Annotated in this window: 11 protein-coding genes; 8 read left to right on the top strand and 3 right to left on the bottom strand. The window is 61.9% G+C overall.

The features are described from left to right. Nucleotides 1-34: 34 nt before the first annotated feature. From ACQKPZ_RS05925 to ACQKPZ_RS05935, 3 genes are all read right to left on the bottom strand, one after another. On the bottom strand, nt 35-1339 hold the full coding sequence (locus tag ACQKPZ_RS05925) for an aspartate aminotransferase family protein (protein WP_427536116.1): 1305 nt from the start codon (nt 1337-1339) through the stop codon (nt 35-37). A gap of 213 nt (nt 1340-1552) precedes the next feature. Further along, nucleotides 1553-3049: a CoA-acylating methylmalonate-semialdehyde dehydrogenase gene (locus ACQKPZ_RS05930; RefSeq protein WP_427536118.1), complete on the bottom strand. Its 1497-nt coding sequence runs from the start codon at nt 3047-3049 to the stop codon at nt 1553-1555. Nucleotides 3050-3125: 76 nt separating this feature from the next. After that, complete coding sequence (locus ACQKPZ_RS05935; RefSeq protein ID WP_427536120.1) at nt 3126-4472, bottom strand: aspartate aminotransferase family protein; 1347 nt, start codon at nt 4470-4472, stop codon at nt 3126-3128. 101 nt (nt 4473-4573) lie between these two features. On the opposite strand from ACQKPZ_RS05935, the gene ACQKPZ_RS05940 reads away from it, so the two are divergent. From ACQKPZ_RS05940 to ACQKPZ_RS05975, 8 genes are all read left to right on the top strand, one after another. After that, nucleotides 4574-5494, top strand: coding sequence for a LysR family transcriptional regulator (locus ACQKPZ_RS05940; protein ID WP_427536122.1), 921 nt, complete (start codon nt 4574-4576; stop codon nt 5492-5494). A gap of 216 nt (nt 5495-5710) precedes the next feature. Beyond that, nucleotides 5711-6547, top strand: a complete 837-nt coding sequence (locus ACQKPZ_RS05945; RefSeq protein ID WP_427536124.1) for a transporter substrate-binding domain-containing protein — start codon at nt 5711-5713, stop codon at nt 6545-6547. Nucleotides 6548-6600: 53 nt separating this feature from the next. After that, nucleotides 6601-7422: an amino acid ABC transporter ATP-binding protein gene (locus ACQKPZ_RS05950; RefSeq protein WP_427536126.1), complete on the top strand. Its 822-nt coding sequence runs from the start codon at nt 6601-6603 to the stop codon at nt 7420-7422. Nucleotides 7423-7432: 10 nt separating this feature from the next. Next, complete coding sequence (locus ACQKPZ_RS05955) at nt 7433-8104, top strand: amino acid ABC transporter permease (RefSeq protein ID WP_427536128.1); 672 nt, start codon at nt 7433-7435, stop codon at nt 8102-8104. 10 nt (nt 8105-8114) lie between these two features. Further along, nucleotides 8115-8780, top strand: coding sequence for an amino acid ABC transporter permease (locus ACQKPZ_RS05960; RefSeq protein ID WP_391131536.1), 666 nt, complete (start codon nt 8115-8117; stop codon nt 8778-8780). Nucleotides 8781-8808: 28 nt separating this feature from the next. After that, nucleotides 8809-9684, top strand: a complete 876-nt coding sequence (gene dapA, locus ACQKPZ_RS05965; protein WP_279839681.1) for a 4-hydroxy-tetrahydrodipicolinate synthase — start codon at nt 8809-8811, stop codon at nt 9682-9684. Nucleotides 9685-9742: 58 nt separating this feature from the next. Then, nucleotides 9743-11023 (top strand): NAD(P)/FAD-dependent oxidoreductase, encoded by a 1281-nt coding sequence (locus ACQKPZ_RS05970; protein WP_427536130.1) that lies wholly within the window; start codon nt 9743-9745, stop codon nt 11021-11023. Then, nucleotides 11020-12501, top strand: coding sequence for an aldehyde dehydrogenase family protein (locus ACQKPZ_RS05975; RefSeq protein WP_391131541.1), 1482 nt, complete (start codon nt 11020-11022; stop codon nt 12499-12501). Before ACQKPZ_RS05970 ends, ACQKPZ_RS05975 begins: the two co-directional genes overlap by 4 nt. Nucleotides 12502-12506: the final 5 nt, after the last annotated feature.

The raw sequence follows: 12506 nt of genomic DNA on the forward strand, positions 1-12506 counted from the left end.
TTACTGGAGAATGCCGGCTTTTTCGCTGTGCGTATTAACCCAGCACCGAGCCGATCACTTCATCCAGAATGGCAACGCCCTCTTCGATCTCTTGCGCACTGACAACGCAAGGTGGCACCACATGAATGCGGTTTTCGACCACGAATGGCAGCAGGCCACGTTCCAGCAACTTGGCTTTGATCGCCAGCATCTTGTCGGCAGCCAGCGGGGCACGGCTTTGTTTGTCGCTGACCAGCTCCAGCGCCCAGAACACGCCGGCACCACGGACTTCACCGATTGCAGCGTGACGCTGCTGCAGCTCGCGCAGGCGCGGGCCCAGCACCTCGGTGCCGATGTACAGTGCGTTCTCGACCACCTGCTCCTTGCGCATGGCATCGATGGCGGCAACGATCGAAGCCATGGCCAGTGGATGCCCGGAATAGGTCAGGCCGCCCGGGAAGAAGTGGGTATCGAAGTAGGTGGAAATCTGCTCCGAAATTACAACACCGCCCACAGGGACGTAGCCCGAGTTGACGCCCTTGGCGAAAGTGATGAGGTCTGGCACGACACCATAGTGCTCCAGGGCGAACCACTTGCCGGTCCTGCCAAAACCCGACATCACTTCATCGAGAATCAGCATGATGCCGAACTCGGTTGCCAGTTCGCGCACGCCCTGCATGTAGGCGGCAGACGGCATCAGGATACCGGCAGTGCCAGGCAGGCTTTCGAGCAGAATGGCAGCGATCGAACTGGAACCTTCGGCTTCGATGACGCGGCGCAAATGCCGCAGTGCACGTTCGGTCTCCTCAGCCTCGTTCTGCGCGCTGAACTCGCTGCGGTACAGATACGGAGTGAAAAAATGCACGTGGCCACGAGCGTACTCGTTCGGCACGCGACGAGGATCGCCAGTAGCGACGATCGCGGAGCCGGTATTGCCATGATACGACCGGTAGGCGGACAGCACTTTGTCACGCCCGGTGAACAGCCGCGCCATGCGCATGGCGTTTTCATTGGCATCAGCGCCGCCGTTGGTGAAGAAGACCTTTTTGAAGCCCTTCGGTGCTTGCTCAATGATGCGCTTGGCCGCTTCGCCTCGCGCCAGGTTGGCGGTGGCCGGAGCCACGGTCATCAACGTAGAGGCCTGTTCCTGGACCGCTTTGATGACTGCCGGATGCTGATGACCCAGGTTGGTATTGACCAGCTGGCTGGAGAAGTCCAGATAGCGCTTGCCGTCGTGGTCCCATACCGTGCACCCCTCCCCGCCTGCGATCACCAGGGGGTTGAGTGAACCTTGCGTCGACCACGAGTGGAACACATATTCGCGGTCCAGACCTTTAACGTATTCATTGGTGATTGCCATGATGCACAGCGACCTCTAATTGATCAGCCTGACAAAGAAAAGCCGCCAGCGTGGTGGCGGCGAGGTCTCCAGCCAAGGCTTTTGACAAAGGGTGAGAATGAATCCCGGCCTTTACCGGGGGCCCGTAGCAGCGCTACGGGGGGTTGAGCAACAGCGCCATCGGCTTTCTCCGTCAGAACAACCAATGGCGCTGCCACTCGAACACGTCATGCCTTAGCTGTTGCTAGGGAAAGCGAATTGCGCAGCCTCATGGCTGGTGCGTTTCGGCCAGCGCTGGGTAATCGCCTTCTTGCGGGTGTAGAAGCGCACACCGTCCGGGCCGTAGGCGTGCAGGTCGCCGAACAGCGAACGCTTCCAGCCGCCGAAGCTGTGGTAGCTCACCGGTACCGGCAGCGGGACGTTGACCCCCACCATGCCAACCTCGATCTCGTCGCAGAACAGGCGCGCCGACTCACCGTCGCGGGTGAAGATGCAGGTGCCGTTGCCGTACTCGTGGTCGTTGATCAGCTGGATCGCCTCTTCCAGGCTGTTCACACGCACCACGCACAGTACGGGGCCGAAGATTTCTTCCTTATAGATGCGCATTTCCGGCGTAACACGGTCAAACAGCGTACCGCCCACGAAGTAGCCGTCTTCGTTGCCAGCCACTTTGAAACCACGGCCATCGACCACCACCTTGGCACCGGCAGCAACGCCGTCATCGATGTAACCCAGCACCTTGTCACGCGCAGCCGCGGTAACCAGCGGGCCCATGTCCAGGCCGCAGGTGGTGCCAGCACCGATTTTCAGCGCCTTGATCTGGGGTTCGAGCTTGGCGATCAGGGCGTCTGCCACCTGGTCACCTACACACACGGCCACGGAGATCGCCATGCAGCGCTCGCCGCACGAACCGTAGGCGGCGCCCATCAGCGCGCTGACGGCGTTGTCCAGTTCGGCGTCCGGCATCAGCACCGCGTGGTTCTTGGCGCCCCCCAAGGCTTGCACGCGCTTGCCGCGCTTGGTGCCTTCGGCGTAGATGTATTCGGCGATCGGGGTCGAACCGACGAAGCTCAGGGCCTTCACTTCTGGCGCCTCGATCAGTGCGTCCACCGCTTCCTTGTCACCGTGCACCACGTTCAGCACGCCTTTTGGCAGGCCGGCTTCGTGCAGCAGTTCGGCGATCAGCAGCGTCGAGCTTGGGTCGCGCTCGGACGGTTTGAGGATAAAGCAGTTACCGCAGGCAATCGCCAGGGGGTACATCCACAGTGGCACCATGGCCGGGAAGTTGAACGGGGTGATACCGGCGACCACGCCGATGGGCTGCAGGTCGCTCCAGGCATCGATGTTCGGGCCCACGTTGCGGCTGTACTCGCCCTTGAGGATTTCGGGGGCGGCACTGGCGAACTCGACGTTCTCGATACCGCGCTTGAGTTCACCGATGGCATCTTCGATGGTTTTGCCGTGCTCTTCGCTGATCAGCTGGGCAATACGCTGCTCGTTCGCCTCCAGCAGTTGCTTGAAGCGGAACATCACCTGGGCGCGCTTGGCCGGCGGGGTGTTGCGCCAGGCCGGGAAGGCGGCCTGGGCCGACTCGATGACCTTTTGCACGGTGGCGCGGCTCGCCAGGCCCAGTTTGTGGATAGCCTGGCCAGTGGACGGGTTGAACACATCCGTGGTGCGGGCGTCGTCCGCGATGTGCTCACCATGGATCAAGTGCTTGATAGTTGCCATCTTCTTTCCTCGAGCTTGGTGCCAAGCTGTCTGTTTGTTGTATTAAGGAAGCGCCCGTCGCACGGGCGCATGCTGATCAGTCGATACCGTGCAAGGCTTCGCCCACGGCATCGAACAGGCGATCCAGTTCCTGGGGTTGGGTGTTGAACGTTGGGCCGAACTGCAAGGTGTCGCCGCCAAAGCGCACGTAGAAACCTGCTTTCCACAACGCCATGCCCGCCTCGAACGGGCGAACAAGCGCATCGCCATCGCGCGGCGCAATCTGCAACGCACCGGCCAGGCCGCAGTTGCGGATGTCGACGATGTGCCGGCTGCCCTTCAGGCCATGAATGGCCTGCTCGAAATGCGGGGCCAGTTCTGCCGACTGCTGGACCAGGTTGTCCTTTTCCAGCAGGTCCAGGGTGGCCAGGGCCGCTGCGCAGGCAACCGGGTGGGCCGAATAGGTGTAACCGTGGGCGAACTCCACCGCGTATTCGGGTGACGCCTGGTACATGAAGGTGTTGTAGATCTCGCTGGAGGCAACCACGGCGCCCATCGGGATGGCACCGTTGGTGACCTGCTTGGCAATGTTCATCAGGTCTGGGGTAACGCCGAAGTACTCGGCACCGGTCATGCTGCCCAGGCGCCCGAACGCCGTGATGACCTCATCGAAGATCAGCAGGATGTTGTGCTGGTCGCAGATTTCGCGCAGGCGTTGAAGGTAGCCTTGCGGCGGCACGATGACACCCGCCGAACCGGACATCGGCTCGACGATGACTGCCGCGATGTTGGAGGCATCATGCAGCTCGATCAGCTTCAGCAATTCATTGGCCAAGGCCACGCCACCCGTCTCGGCGGCCCCCTTGGTGAACGCCAGGCCTGGCTGCAAGGTGTGCGGCAGGTGGTCCACCTCCATCAAGGGGCCGAACATCTTGCGGTTGCCGCCAATACCACCCAGCGAGGTGCCAGCAACGTTTACGCCGTGATAGCCGCGGGCACGGCCAATCAGCCTGGTTTTTTGTGGCTGACCTTTAAGGCGCCAGTACGCGCGGGCCATCTTGATAGCGGTATCGGCACTCTCCGACCCCGACCCCGTAAAGAACACGTGATTGAGATTACCTGGTACCAAACCGGCGATCTTTTCAGCCAGCTGGAACGACAGGGGGTGGCCATACTGAAACGCTGGCGAGTAATCCAGGGACACCAGTTGCTTCGCGACTGCGTCAGCAATTTCCTGCCGGGAATGGCCCGCGCCGCAGGTCCACAACCCCGAGAGGCTATCGAACACCTCGCGGCCATGTTCATCGATCAGGCGATTACCTTTGGCACCCACGATGAAGCGTGGGTCTTTCCTGAAATTCCGGTTCGAGGAAAACGGCATCCAGTGCGATTCAAGCTGCAGGCCACTGGCCAAGGAGAGAGGTGTCTGCAGGGCCTGGTTCATGACGGTAATCCTGAGCGTGGAGTGATGCGCCTAGCTTGTGCTGGAAAGTCATGTGCGATAAATCTATATTTTCTTGCACTCAGTTACTGGATAACTCACGCATGACCAAGAAGACGCCCCTGCATCAGGTAAGTGATTTTGATCTCAGGCTGCTGCGGGTTTTCAAGACCGTCGCCGAGTGCGGCAGTTTTTCGGGCGCCGAAAGTGCGCTGGGCATCACCCGCTCCGCCATCAGCTTGCACATGGGCGACCTGGAAAAGCGCCTGGGGATGCGCTTGTGCCAGCGGGGCCGCGCAGGTTTTGCCCTTACCGACGAAGGCCGTGAGGTGCTGCGCGCCAGTGAAACCGTGCTGGTGGCCATCGAGGGCTTTCGCAGCGAAGTGAACCAGATGCACCAACAGCTACGTGGCGACCTCAACGTCGCAATCGTCAACAACCTGGTCACCCAGCCGAAGATGCGCATCACCCATGCGCTGAAGGCCGTGCGCGCCGAGGGCAGCGGCGTACGCATCAACCTCAGCATGAGTACCCCCGGTGAAATCGAACGCGGCCTGCTGGATGGCCACCTGCACGTTGGCGCAGTGCCGCTGATTTCGCCCCTGTCCGGCCTGGATTACAGCCTGCTGTACGAGGAACGTTCAAACCTGTATTGCAGCCACGAGCATCCGCTGTTCACCCATGCCGCCAGTGTCACCGACGAACAACTGGCCCTGGCCGATGCCGTCGTGCCGACCTACCGGATGACCGCCGAGGCAATCGGGCTGCACCAACTGCTCAACTTCGCGGCTTCAGCGACTGACCGCGAGGGGATCGCGTTTCTTATCCTCACCGGCAGCTACATCGGTTTCCTGCCCGATCATTACGCCGCCACCTGGGTAGAGAAAGGCATCATGGCAGCGCTTGATCCCAACCGCCTGCACTTCGATGCCAAGCTCGCCATCGCCACCCGCAAAGGGCGCCGCCCGAACATGATCCTTGAGCGTTTTCTCAACGAATTGCAGTTGACCAGCAGCCCCGCCTAGCTTCGCCCCCCCTCCCCCATAGCGTTTTCCCCAATCACTTTTGCAGGTGATCGGGGGCGCTTTGCGTCAAAAAATTCTTTCAAGCGTGTTGACAGCTTGCGCAGAGTCGCAATAGCCTGAATGCATCGCTGCACACATTGCAGCACTCAAATAAAACACAGCGATTCGTTTGCTTGCTCTTCTGCCTACAAAAACAAATTACCGGAGAGATTCAACATGGCACGGTCCCTTTCACGCAAAGTCAGCGCCGGCGTTGCATGCCTTACCGCAGCCCTGGCGTTGCTGTCGCAACCTGCGGCGCACGCCGACACCCACACCTGGCAAAGCGTCCAGAAAGCCGGCGTACTGCGTTGCGGCGCAGCTGTCGCAGCCCCCTATGTGATGCGCGACCCGGCCTCCGGGCAGTACAGCGGCTATTTCGTCGACCTGTGCCGGGACTTCGCCGAGAACGTGCTCAAGGTCAAAGCGCAATTCGTCGACACCAGCTGGGACAACCAGGTGGCCGGCCTGCAAAGCGGCAAGTGGGACATGGCCATGGCGCTGAACATGACGCCCGAGCGTGCCCAAGCCGTGGCCTTCTCGACCCCGGCCACCGACTACCAGGTGTCGTTGCTTATCAACGAGAAGAACCCCAAGTTCAGCGGTGCCGGTAACGCCATCACTGATTTCGACAAACCAGGCGTCACCATTGCGGTCATCTCCGGTACCGCCGCCGACAAGGCCGTCAGCGCCGCCATCAAGAACGCCACGCTGATGCGCCTGCCCGGCTCCGACGAAACCCGCATGGCGCTGATGTCCCGCCGCGCCGACGTGCTCGCCGACGCCAACGACACCAACCACCTGTTCGCCATGGCCAACAGCTGGGTCAAGGAAGTGCTCCCTGTCCCTGCCATGGCCAAGCAAGGGGTGTCCTTCGCCCTCGCCCATGACACGCCTGCTGCCGACCTTGCCCAGCTCGATGCCTACCTGACCCAGCGTCGTGAGTCGGGTGAGATCGACAAACTGGTGGACAAGGCCTCGGCCGAAATCATCGCGGGCGGCAAAGCCCAGTAACTCCAGCGGACACACAGCGGGCCCGGCACAGGGCCCCTCCGGAGACGACTGTAATGACCACTCCTCATTTGGTGGCTTCCCAGCCACAGGCTTCGCTCAGCCCGAATTCCGACATGAACGGCGATTTCATCCAATTGCGCAGCGTGCGCAAGGCCTACAGCGAGCAGCTGGTGGTGATGGACCAGATGAACCTGGACATGCGCGCCGATGATCGCCTGGTGATCATCGGCCCGTCCGGTAGCGGCAAAAGTTCGTTGCTGCGCGTTTTGATGGGGCTGGAAGGCATCCAGGGCGGCAGCATCCAGTTCCAGGGCAAACCTTACATCGACGGTGCGCGCAAACAGGGCAAACCGCTGGATGAGGTGCTGCACAAGCAGATCGGCATGGTGTTCCAGCATTACACCCTGTTCCCGCACCTCTCAGTGCTGGGCAACCTGATCCTGGCGCCGGTCAAGGTCCATGGCCTGAGCAAGGCCGAGGCCACCGAAAAAGCCCGCGCCTATCTCGCCCGCCTGGGGCTGGAAAGCAAACTGCACGCCTACCCCAGCCAGCTTTCCGGCGGCCAGAAGCAGCGCGTGGCCATCGCCCGTGCACTGATGCTGGAACCGCGCCTGATGCTGTTCGATGAAGTGACCTCGGCGCTGGACCCGGAAATGGTCATCGAAGTGCAGAACGTGATGATGCAGCTGGCCGAGCAGAAGATGGCGATGATCATCGTCACCCACGACATGCACTTCGCCCGCCATATCGCCACCCGCGTGGTGTTCTGCGCCAACGGCAAGGTCGTCGAGCAAGGCCACCCCGAACAGATCTTCACCCAGCCCAGGGAAGCCCGCACCCGCGAGTTCCTGGAAAAGGTCGTGCATTTCGAGTGAGGGCACTGCCATGAACTACCAATTCGACTTCAATTTCCTCAGCGGCACCTTCCCGGCGCTGCTTGACGGGCTCAAGGTAACGCTGGAACTGGCGCTGGTCTCGAACCTGATCGGTGTCGTCTGCGGCTTCCTGCTGTGCTTGCTGACACTGAGCCGCTGGTTCTTCATTCGCTGGCCCGCACAGCTGTTCATCGAGTTCTTCCGCTGCACCCCGGCGCTGTTGCAGATCGTCTGGTTCTTCTATTGCGTGCCGATGCTGTTCGACGTGTTCATCGACCCCATTGCCATGGGCTTCCTGGCGCTGGGCCTGAACCTGACCGCGTTCAATGCCGAGGCGTACCGCGCCGGTGTTCAGGCAGTGCCGCGCGAGCACCTGGACGCCTCGATCGCCCTGGGCTTGAAGAGCTGGCAACGCACCCTGTACGTGATCCTGCCGCAATCGCTGCGCAGCGCGCTGCCGGTGCTGATCACCAACGGTATCGGCACCCTGCAGCAAAGCGCACTGGTGGCCATCGTCGCGGTCGCCGACCTGATGTACGTGGGCAAGAGCCTGGCCACCGAGGCTTATCGCCCCCTGGAAACCTACACCCTGATCGCCCTCATCTACTTCGCCATGTCGCTGCCGATCGCGCAGCTGGTGCAGTGGTTCGAGCGCCGCCAGGAACTGGCCGGACAGCGCTGAGGAAACCACCATGCCACTCGATTTTTCGGTTGTGCTGGGCTACTGGCCCGTACTGCTCAAGGGCCTGGCCCTGACCTTGGCGTTCACCGGCGTGTGCGCCCTGCTCGGCAGCCTGCTTGGTTTTGCGGTCAGCCTGCTGCGCCAGGTAAAGCTCAAACTGGTGCGCCTGCCGCTGACCCTCTATGTGGAGTTCTTCCGCGGCACGCCGTTGCTGATCCAGCTGTTCTGGGTGTTCTTCTGCTTCCCGGTGGTATTCGGCCTGGACATCCCGCCGTACGTGTCGGTGCTGATCGCCTTGACGCTGTACATGGGTGCAATCACCAGCGAGACCTTCCGTGGCGCACTCAAGTCGATCGCCAGTGAACAGCATGACGCCTGCACCGCGCTGGGCCTGACGTCGAAGGTGAAGGTGCTCTACGTGATCTTCCCGCAGGCCCTGCTGCGCTCGGTGCCGCCGCTGTTGTCGAACATCGTCAGCCTGTTCAAGGAGAGCGCATTGATCTCTTCGGTGGGCGTTGCTGACCTGATGTTCGTCGGCCAGAACATTTCCAACAGCACTGCCCGCCCGGTCGAGTTCCTTTCGGCGGTAGCGGTCATCTATTTCCTCGTGGCCTTCCCGCTGACCCGCATGGTCGGCGTGGTCGAAGGGCGCTTGCTGCGCCGCTACGCCTACTAAACCTCCCTTGATAACCTGGAGAACCACCATGAAACTGAATGGCATCCTGCCCGCCCTGGTCACCCCGTTCGACGCCGCTGGCAAAGTCGACCACGACACCCTGGCGTCGATCCTCGAGCACCAACTCAAGGCCGGTGTCAGCGGCTTCGTGCCACTGGGCTCGACCGGTGAATACTACGCACTGGCCAATGAAGAACGCCGCCAGATCCTGGCTACCGTCAAGGAAGTGGTCGGCGACCGCGGCACCCTGATCGCCGGCGCCAACGGTTCCTGCACCCGCGAAGTGCTGGAGCAGATCAAGCAGACCGTCGATGCCGGTTACACCAACCTGCTGATCGCCCCTCCGTACTACGCGCTGCCGTCCCAGGAAGAGCTGCTGGCGCACTACAACACCATTCTCGAGACCTTCCCCGAGATCAATGTGGTGCTCTACAACTACCCGATCCGTACCAACGTCGAGGTCGGCCTGGACGTGATTGCCGCCCTGCACGAGCACCCGCGTGTGATCGGCATCAAAGAGAGCAGCGGCAACCTGTTGCGCGCCATCGAAATCGGTGAAAAATACAAAGGCATCCAGCTGTCCTGCGGTTCCGACGACCAGGCGCTGGACTTCTACCTGTGGGGCGCCGACAGCTGGATCTGCGGCCCGGCCAACATCTTCCCGGAGAAGGTCGTGGCCTTCCACAAAGCCTTCACCAGCGGCGACATCCGTGGCGCCCAGCAAGTCATGCGCAGCCTGTTCCCGGCCATGGCCAACCTGGAAAGCGGCAAGTTCGTGCAGAAGGTCAAGTACGGCGCCGAGCTGGCTGGCTTCAAGGTCGGCAACGCCCGCGCACCACTGCTGCCACTGACCGATGAAGAAAAAGCCGAGTTCCGTAAAGTGTTCGAAGCTTCGCAGCAGTAAGGCAACACGGGGCCGCCCGGCGGCCCCTTCGCAATCTCTCTGGATACGAGACAAACCCATGAACACCCCACAATCGTCATCGCAGAACGCCGTAGTCATCGGCGGCGGTATCGTCGGTGTATGCTGCGCGCTGTACCTGCAGCGCGAAGGCCACAAGGTCACGCTCATCGACCCCGCCGCACCGGGCGACAGTACCGCCAAGTGGAGTTGCGGTCAGATGGCGGTCAGTGAAGTCATTCCACTGTCCAAGCCGGGCATTCTGATGAAGATCCCGGGCTGGCTGCTGGACCAGAAAGGCCCACTGGCACTGCGCCCCAGCGCCCTGCCTGGCATTCTGCCCTGGTTCCTGCGTTTTCTGGCTTGCGCACGTTCGTCGAAGATCCATGAGATCGCCGAGGACATGGCACGCCTGACCCAACACGTCTACACCGACTACGCCCCGCTGCTGGATGCCTGCCCGGACAAAACCCTGTTGGGCGACCGCCCTATCCTTGAAGTGTTCGACTCGCCAGCCGGCCTGGCCCACGAGCGCCCGCACCTGGAGCTACGCAAGCAGTTGGGCTTCAAGTCCGAAGAACTCGACGGCGCCGCCATTGGCGACCTGGAGCCGGCACTGGCCGGTAAATTCCAGCATGGGCTGATGTTCCCTGACTGGCGCGCCGTCAGCGATACCGAAGGCTTCATTGCCGCACTGACCGAAAGCTTCATCGCCCAAGGTGGCGTGCGCCTGCGTCAGAAAGCCGTGAAGATCGACGAAAACCACGACCGTGCAAGCGGCGTGACCCTGGCCGACGGCACCCGCCTGCCAGCCGACCACGTGGTCGTGGCGGCCGGAACCGGGGCTCGCCCGTTCTTCGACAGCCTTGGGGTGAACATTCCGCTGGCCGGCATTGCGGGCTATCAGGCCGTGCTGCCCACGCCTGATGTAGAAATCCGCCACTCGGTGATCTACGCCGATGGCGGCTTCTGCTTCGCCCCGATGACCCGTGGCCTGCAGATCGGCGGCACCATCGAGTTCGCCGCCCCTGGCGCCGAACCTAACTTCAGGCGCGCCGAAATCATCATGGAAAAGGCCCGCCGCGTGCTGCCACAACTCAATACCCAAGGGATGGAGTTCGGCGTCGGCTATCGGCCGTTCCTGCCAGACACCAAACCGGTCATCGACCGCTCGCCCCGCCTGAGCAACGTGATCATGGCCTTCGGCCACGGCCAGCTCGGCCTGACCCTGGGCGCCACCACCGGCCGCCTGGTCGCCGACCTGGCGGCAAACCGTACACCGGCACAAAACCTGTCTGCTTTCAGCGCTCGTCGCTTCGCCCTTATTGGAGGTACTGCATGAACCGCTACGACCAGTTCTACATCAATGGCCAATGGGTCAGCCCTGTTTTGGGCGGCAGCTTCGATTCGTATGACCCAAGCGACGAAAGCCTGATCACTCGCGTGGCCTCGGGTAGCGAAGAAGACATCGATATCGCGGTGAAGGCTGCCCGCGCTGCCTTCGACGAGGGCCCGTGGCCACGCCTGAGCGGTGCCGAGCGTGGCGAGTACCTGCGCAAGATCGCCGACGGCATCCGTGCCCGCCAGGAGGAATTGGCCGAACTGGAAGTGCGCGACAACGGCAAGCCGTTCCCGGAAGCCATGTGGGATATCGGCGACACGGCCGGCTGCTTCGACTTCTACGCCAACCTGGCCGAAGAGCTGGACCGCAACCGCGAAAAGCCTGTGGCCCTGTCCGACGACCGTTTCAGCTCGCTCGCCCGTAAAGAGCCCATCGGCGTCGCCGGCGCCATCGTGCCGTGGAACTTCCCGATGCTGATGGCTTCGTGGAAGATCGCCCCGGCCCTGGCCGCAGGTTGCAGCATCATCCTCAAGCCCGCCGAGCAAACCTCGCTGACCGCCCTGGAGTTGGCCCGCATCGCCGATGAAGCCGGCCTACCTGCTGGTGTGCTGAACATCGTCACCGGCCCAGGCTCCAAGGTAGGTGCCGCCCTCACCGCCCACCCAGGTGTGGACAAGCTGGCCTTCACCGGCAGCGTGCCGGTCGGCAGCCGCATCATGCAAGCCGCGGCCCAGGACATCAAGAATGTCACCCTGGAACTGGGCGGCAAGTCGCCGTTTGTGATCTTCGCCGACAGCGACATTGAAAAAGCCGTCGAGTGGATCATGTTCGGCATCTTCTGGAACAAGGGCGAAGTCTGCTCGGCAACCTCCCGCGTGCTGGTCGAGCGTTCGGCCTATGAGCCGCTGCTCAAGCGCCTGGCCGAGGAAACCCGCAAGATCAAGATCGGCAACGGCATGGAAGAAGGCGTGCTGCTTGGCCCGCTGGTCAACCGCAGCCAATACGAAGGTACACTCAAAGCCATCTCCCGCGGCCTGGAAGAAGGTGCGCGCCTGGTCTGCGGTGGCGAACGCCCGGCGCATCTGGACAAGGGCTTCTATCTGCAACCGACCGTGTTCGCCGATGTGCCGGAAGACAGCTGGATCTGGAACGAAGAGATCTTCGCCCCAGTGGTGTGCATCCGCCCGTTCGACACCGAAGAAGAAGCGGTCAAGTCGGCCAACAACTCGCGATTCGGCCTGGGTGCCGCGGTCATGTCCAGGGACATCGAACGCTGCGAACGTGTCGCACGCAAGTTCCGCGCCGGCATCGTCTGGATCAACTGCTCGCAACCGACCTTCACCGAAGCACCGTGGGGCGGCTACAAGACCAGCGGCATCGGCCGCGAGCTGGGCGAATGGGGCCTGAACAACTACCTGGAAACCAAGCAGATCACCCGCTACGACAGCGAACAGCCTTGGGGCTGGTACATCAAGTGAGGTAA

It is taken from the genome of Pseudomonas sp. NPDC089547 (assembly GCF_050280665.1).
Classification (GTDB): Bacteria; Pseudomonadota; Gammaproteobacteria; order Pseudomonadales; family Pseudomonadaceae; genus Aquipseudomonas.

Bases quoted from the DNA above. Each gene is read 5' to 3' on its own strand.
- ACQKPZ_RS05925 (WP_427536116.1), bottom strand. From the start codon at position 1,339: ATGGCAATCACCAATGAATACGTTAAAGGTCTGGACCGCGAATATGTG.
- ACQKPZ_RS05930 (WP_427536118.1), bottom strand. From the start codon at position 3,049: ATGGCAACTATCAAGCACTTGATCCATGGTGAGCACATCGCGGACGAC.
- ACQKPZ_RS05935 (WP_427536120.1), bottom strand. From the start codon at position 4,472: ATGAACCAGGCCCTGCAGACACCTCTCTCCTTGGCCAGTGGCCTGCAG.
- ACQKPZ_RS05940 (WP_427536122.1), top strand. From the start codon at position 4,574: ATGACCAAGAAGACGCCCCTGCATCAGGTAAGTGATTTTGATCTCAGG.
- ACQKPZ_RS05945 (WP_427536124.1), top strand. From the start codon at position 5,711: ATGGCACGGTCCCTTTCACGCAAAGTCAGCGCCGGCGTTGCATGCCTT.
- ACQKPZ_RS05950 (WP_427536126.1), top strand. From the start codon at position 6,601: ATGACCACTCCTCATTTGGTGGCTTCCCAGCCACAGGCTTCGCTCAGC.
- ACQKPZ_RS05955 (WP_427536128.1), top strand. From the start codon at position 7,433: ATGAACTACCAATTCGACTTCAATTTCCTCAGCGGCACCTTCCCGGCG.
- ACQKPZ_RS05960 (WP_391131536.1), top strand. From the start codon at position 8,115: ATGCCACTCGATTTTTCGGTTGTGCTGGGCTACTGGCCCGTACTGCTC.
- dapA (WP_279839681.1), top strand. From the start codon at position 8,809: ATGAAACTGAATGGCATCCTGCCCGCCCTGGTCACCCCGTTCGACGCC.
- ACQKPZ_RS05970 (WP_427536130.1), top strand. From the start codon at position 9,743: ATGAACACCCCACAATCGTCATCGCAGAACGCCGTAGTCATCGGCGGC.
- ACQKPZ_RS05975 (WP_391131541.1), top strand. From the start codon at position 11,020: ATGAACCGCTACGACCAGTTCTACATCAATGGCCAATGGGTCAGCCCT.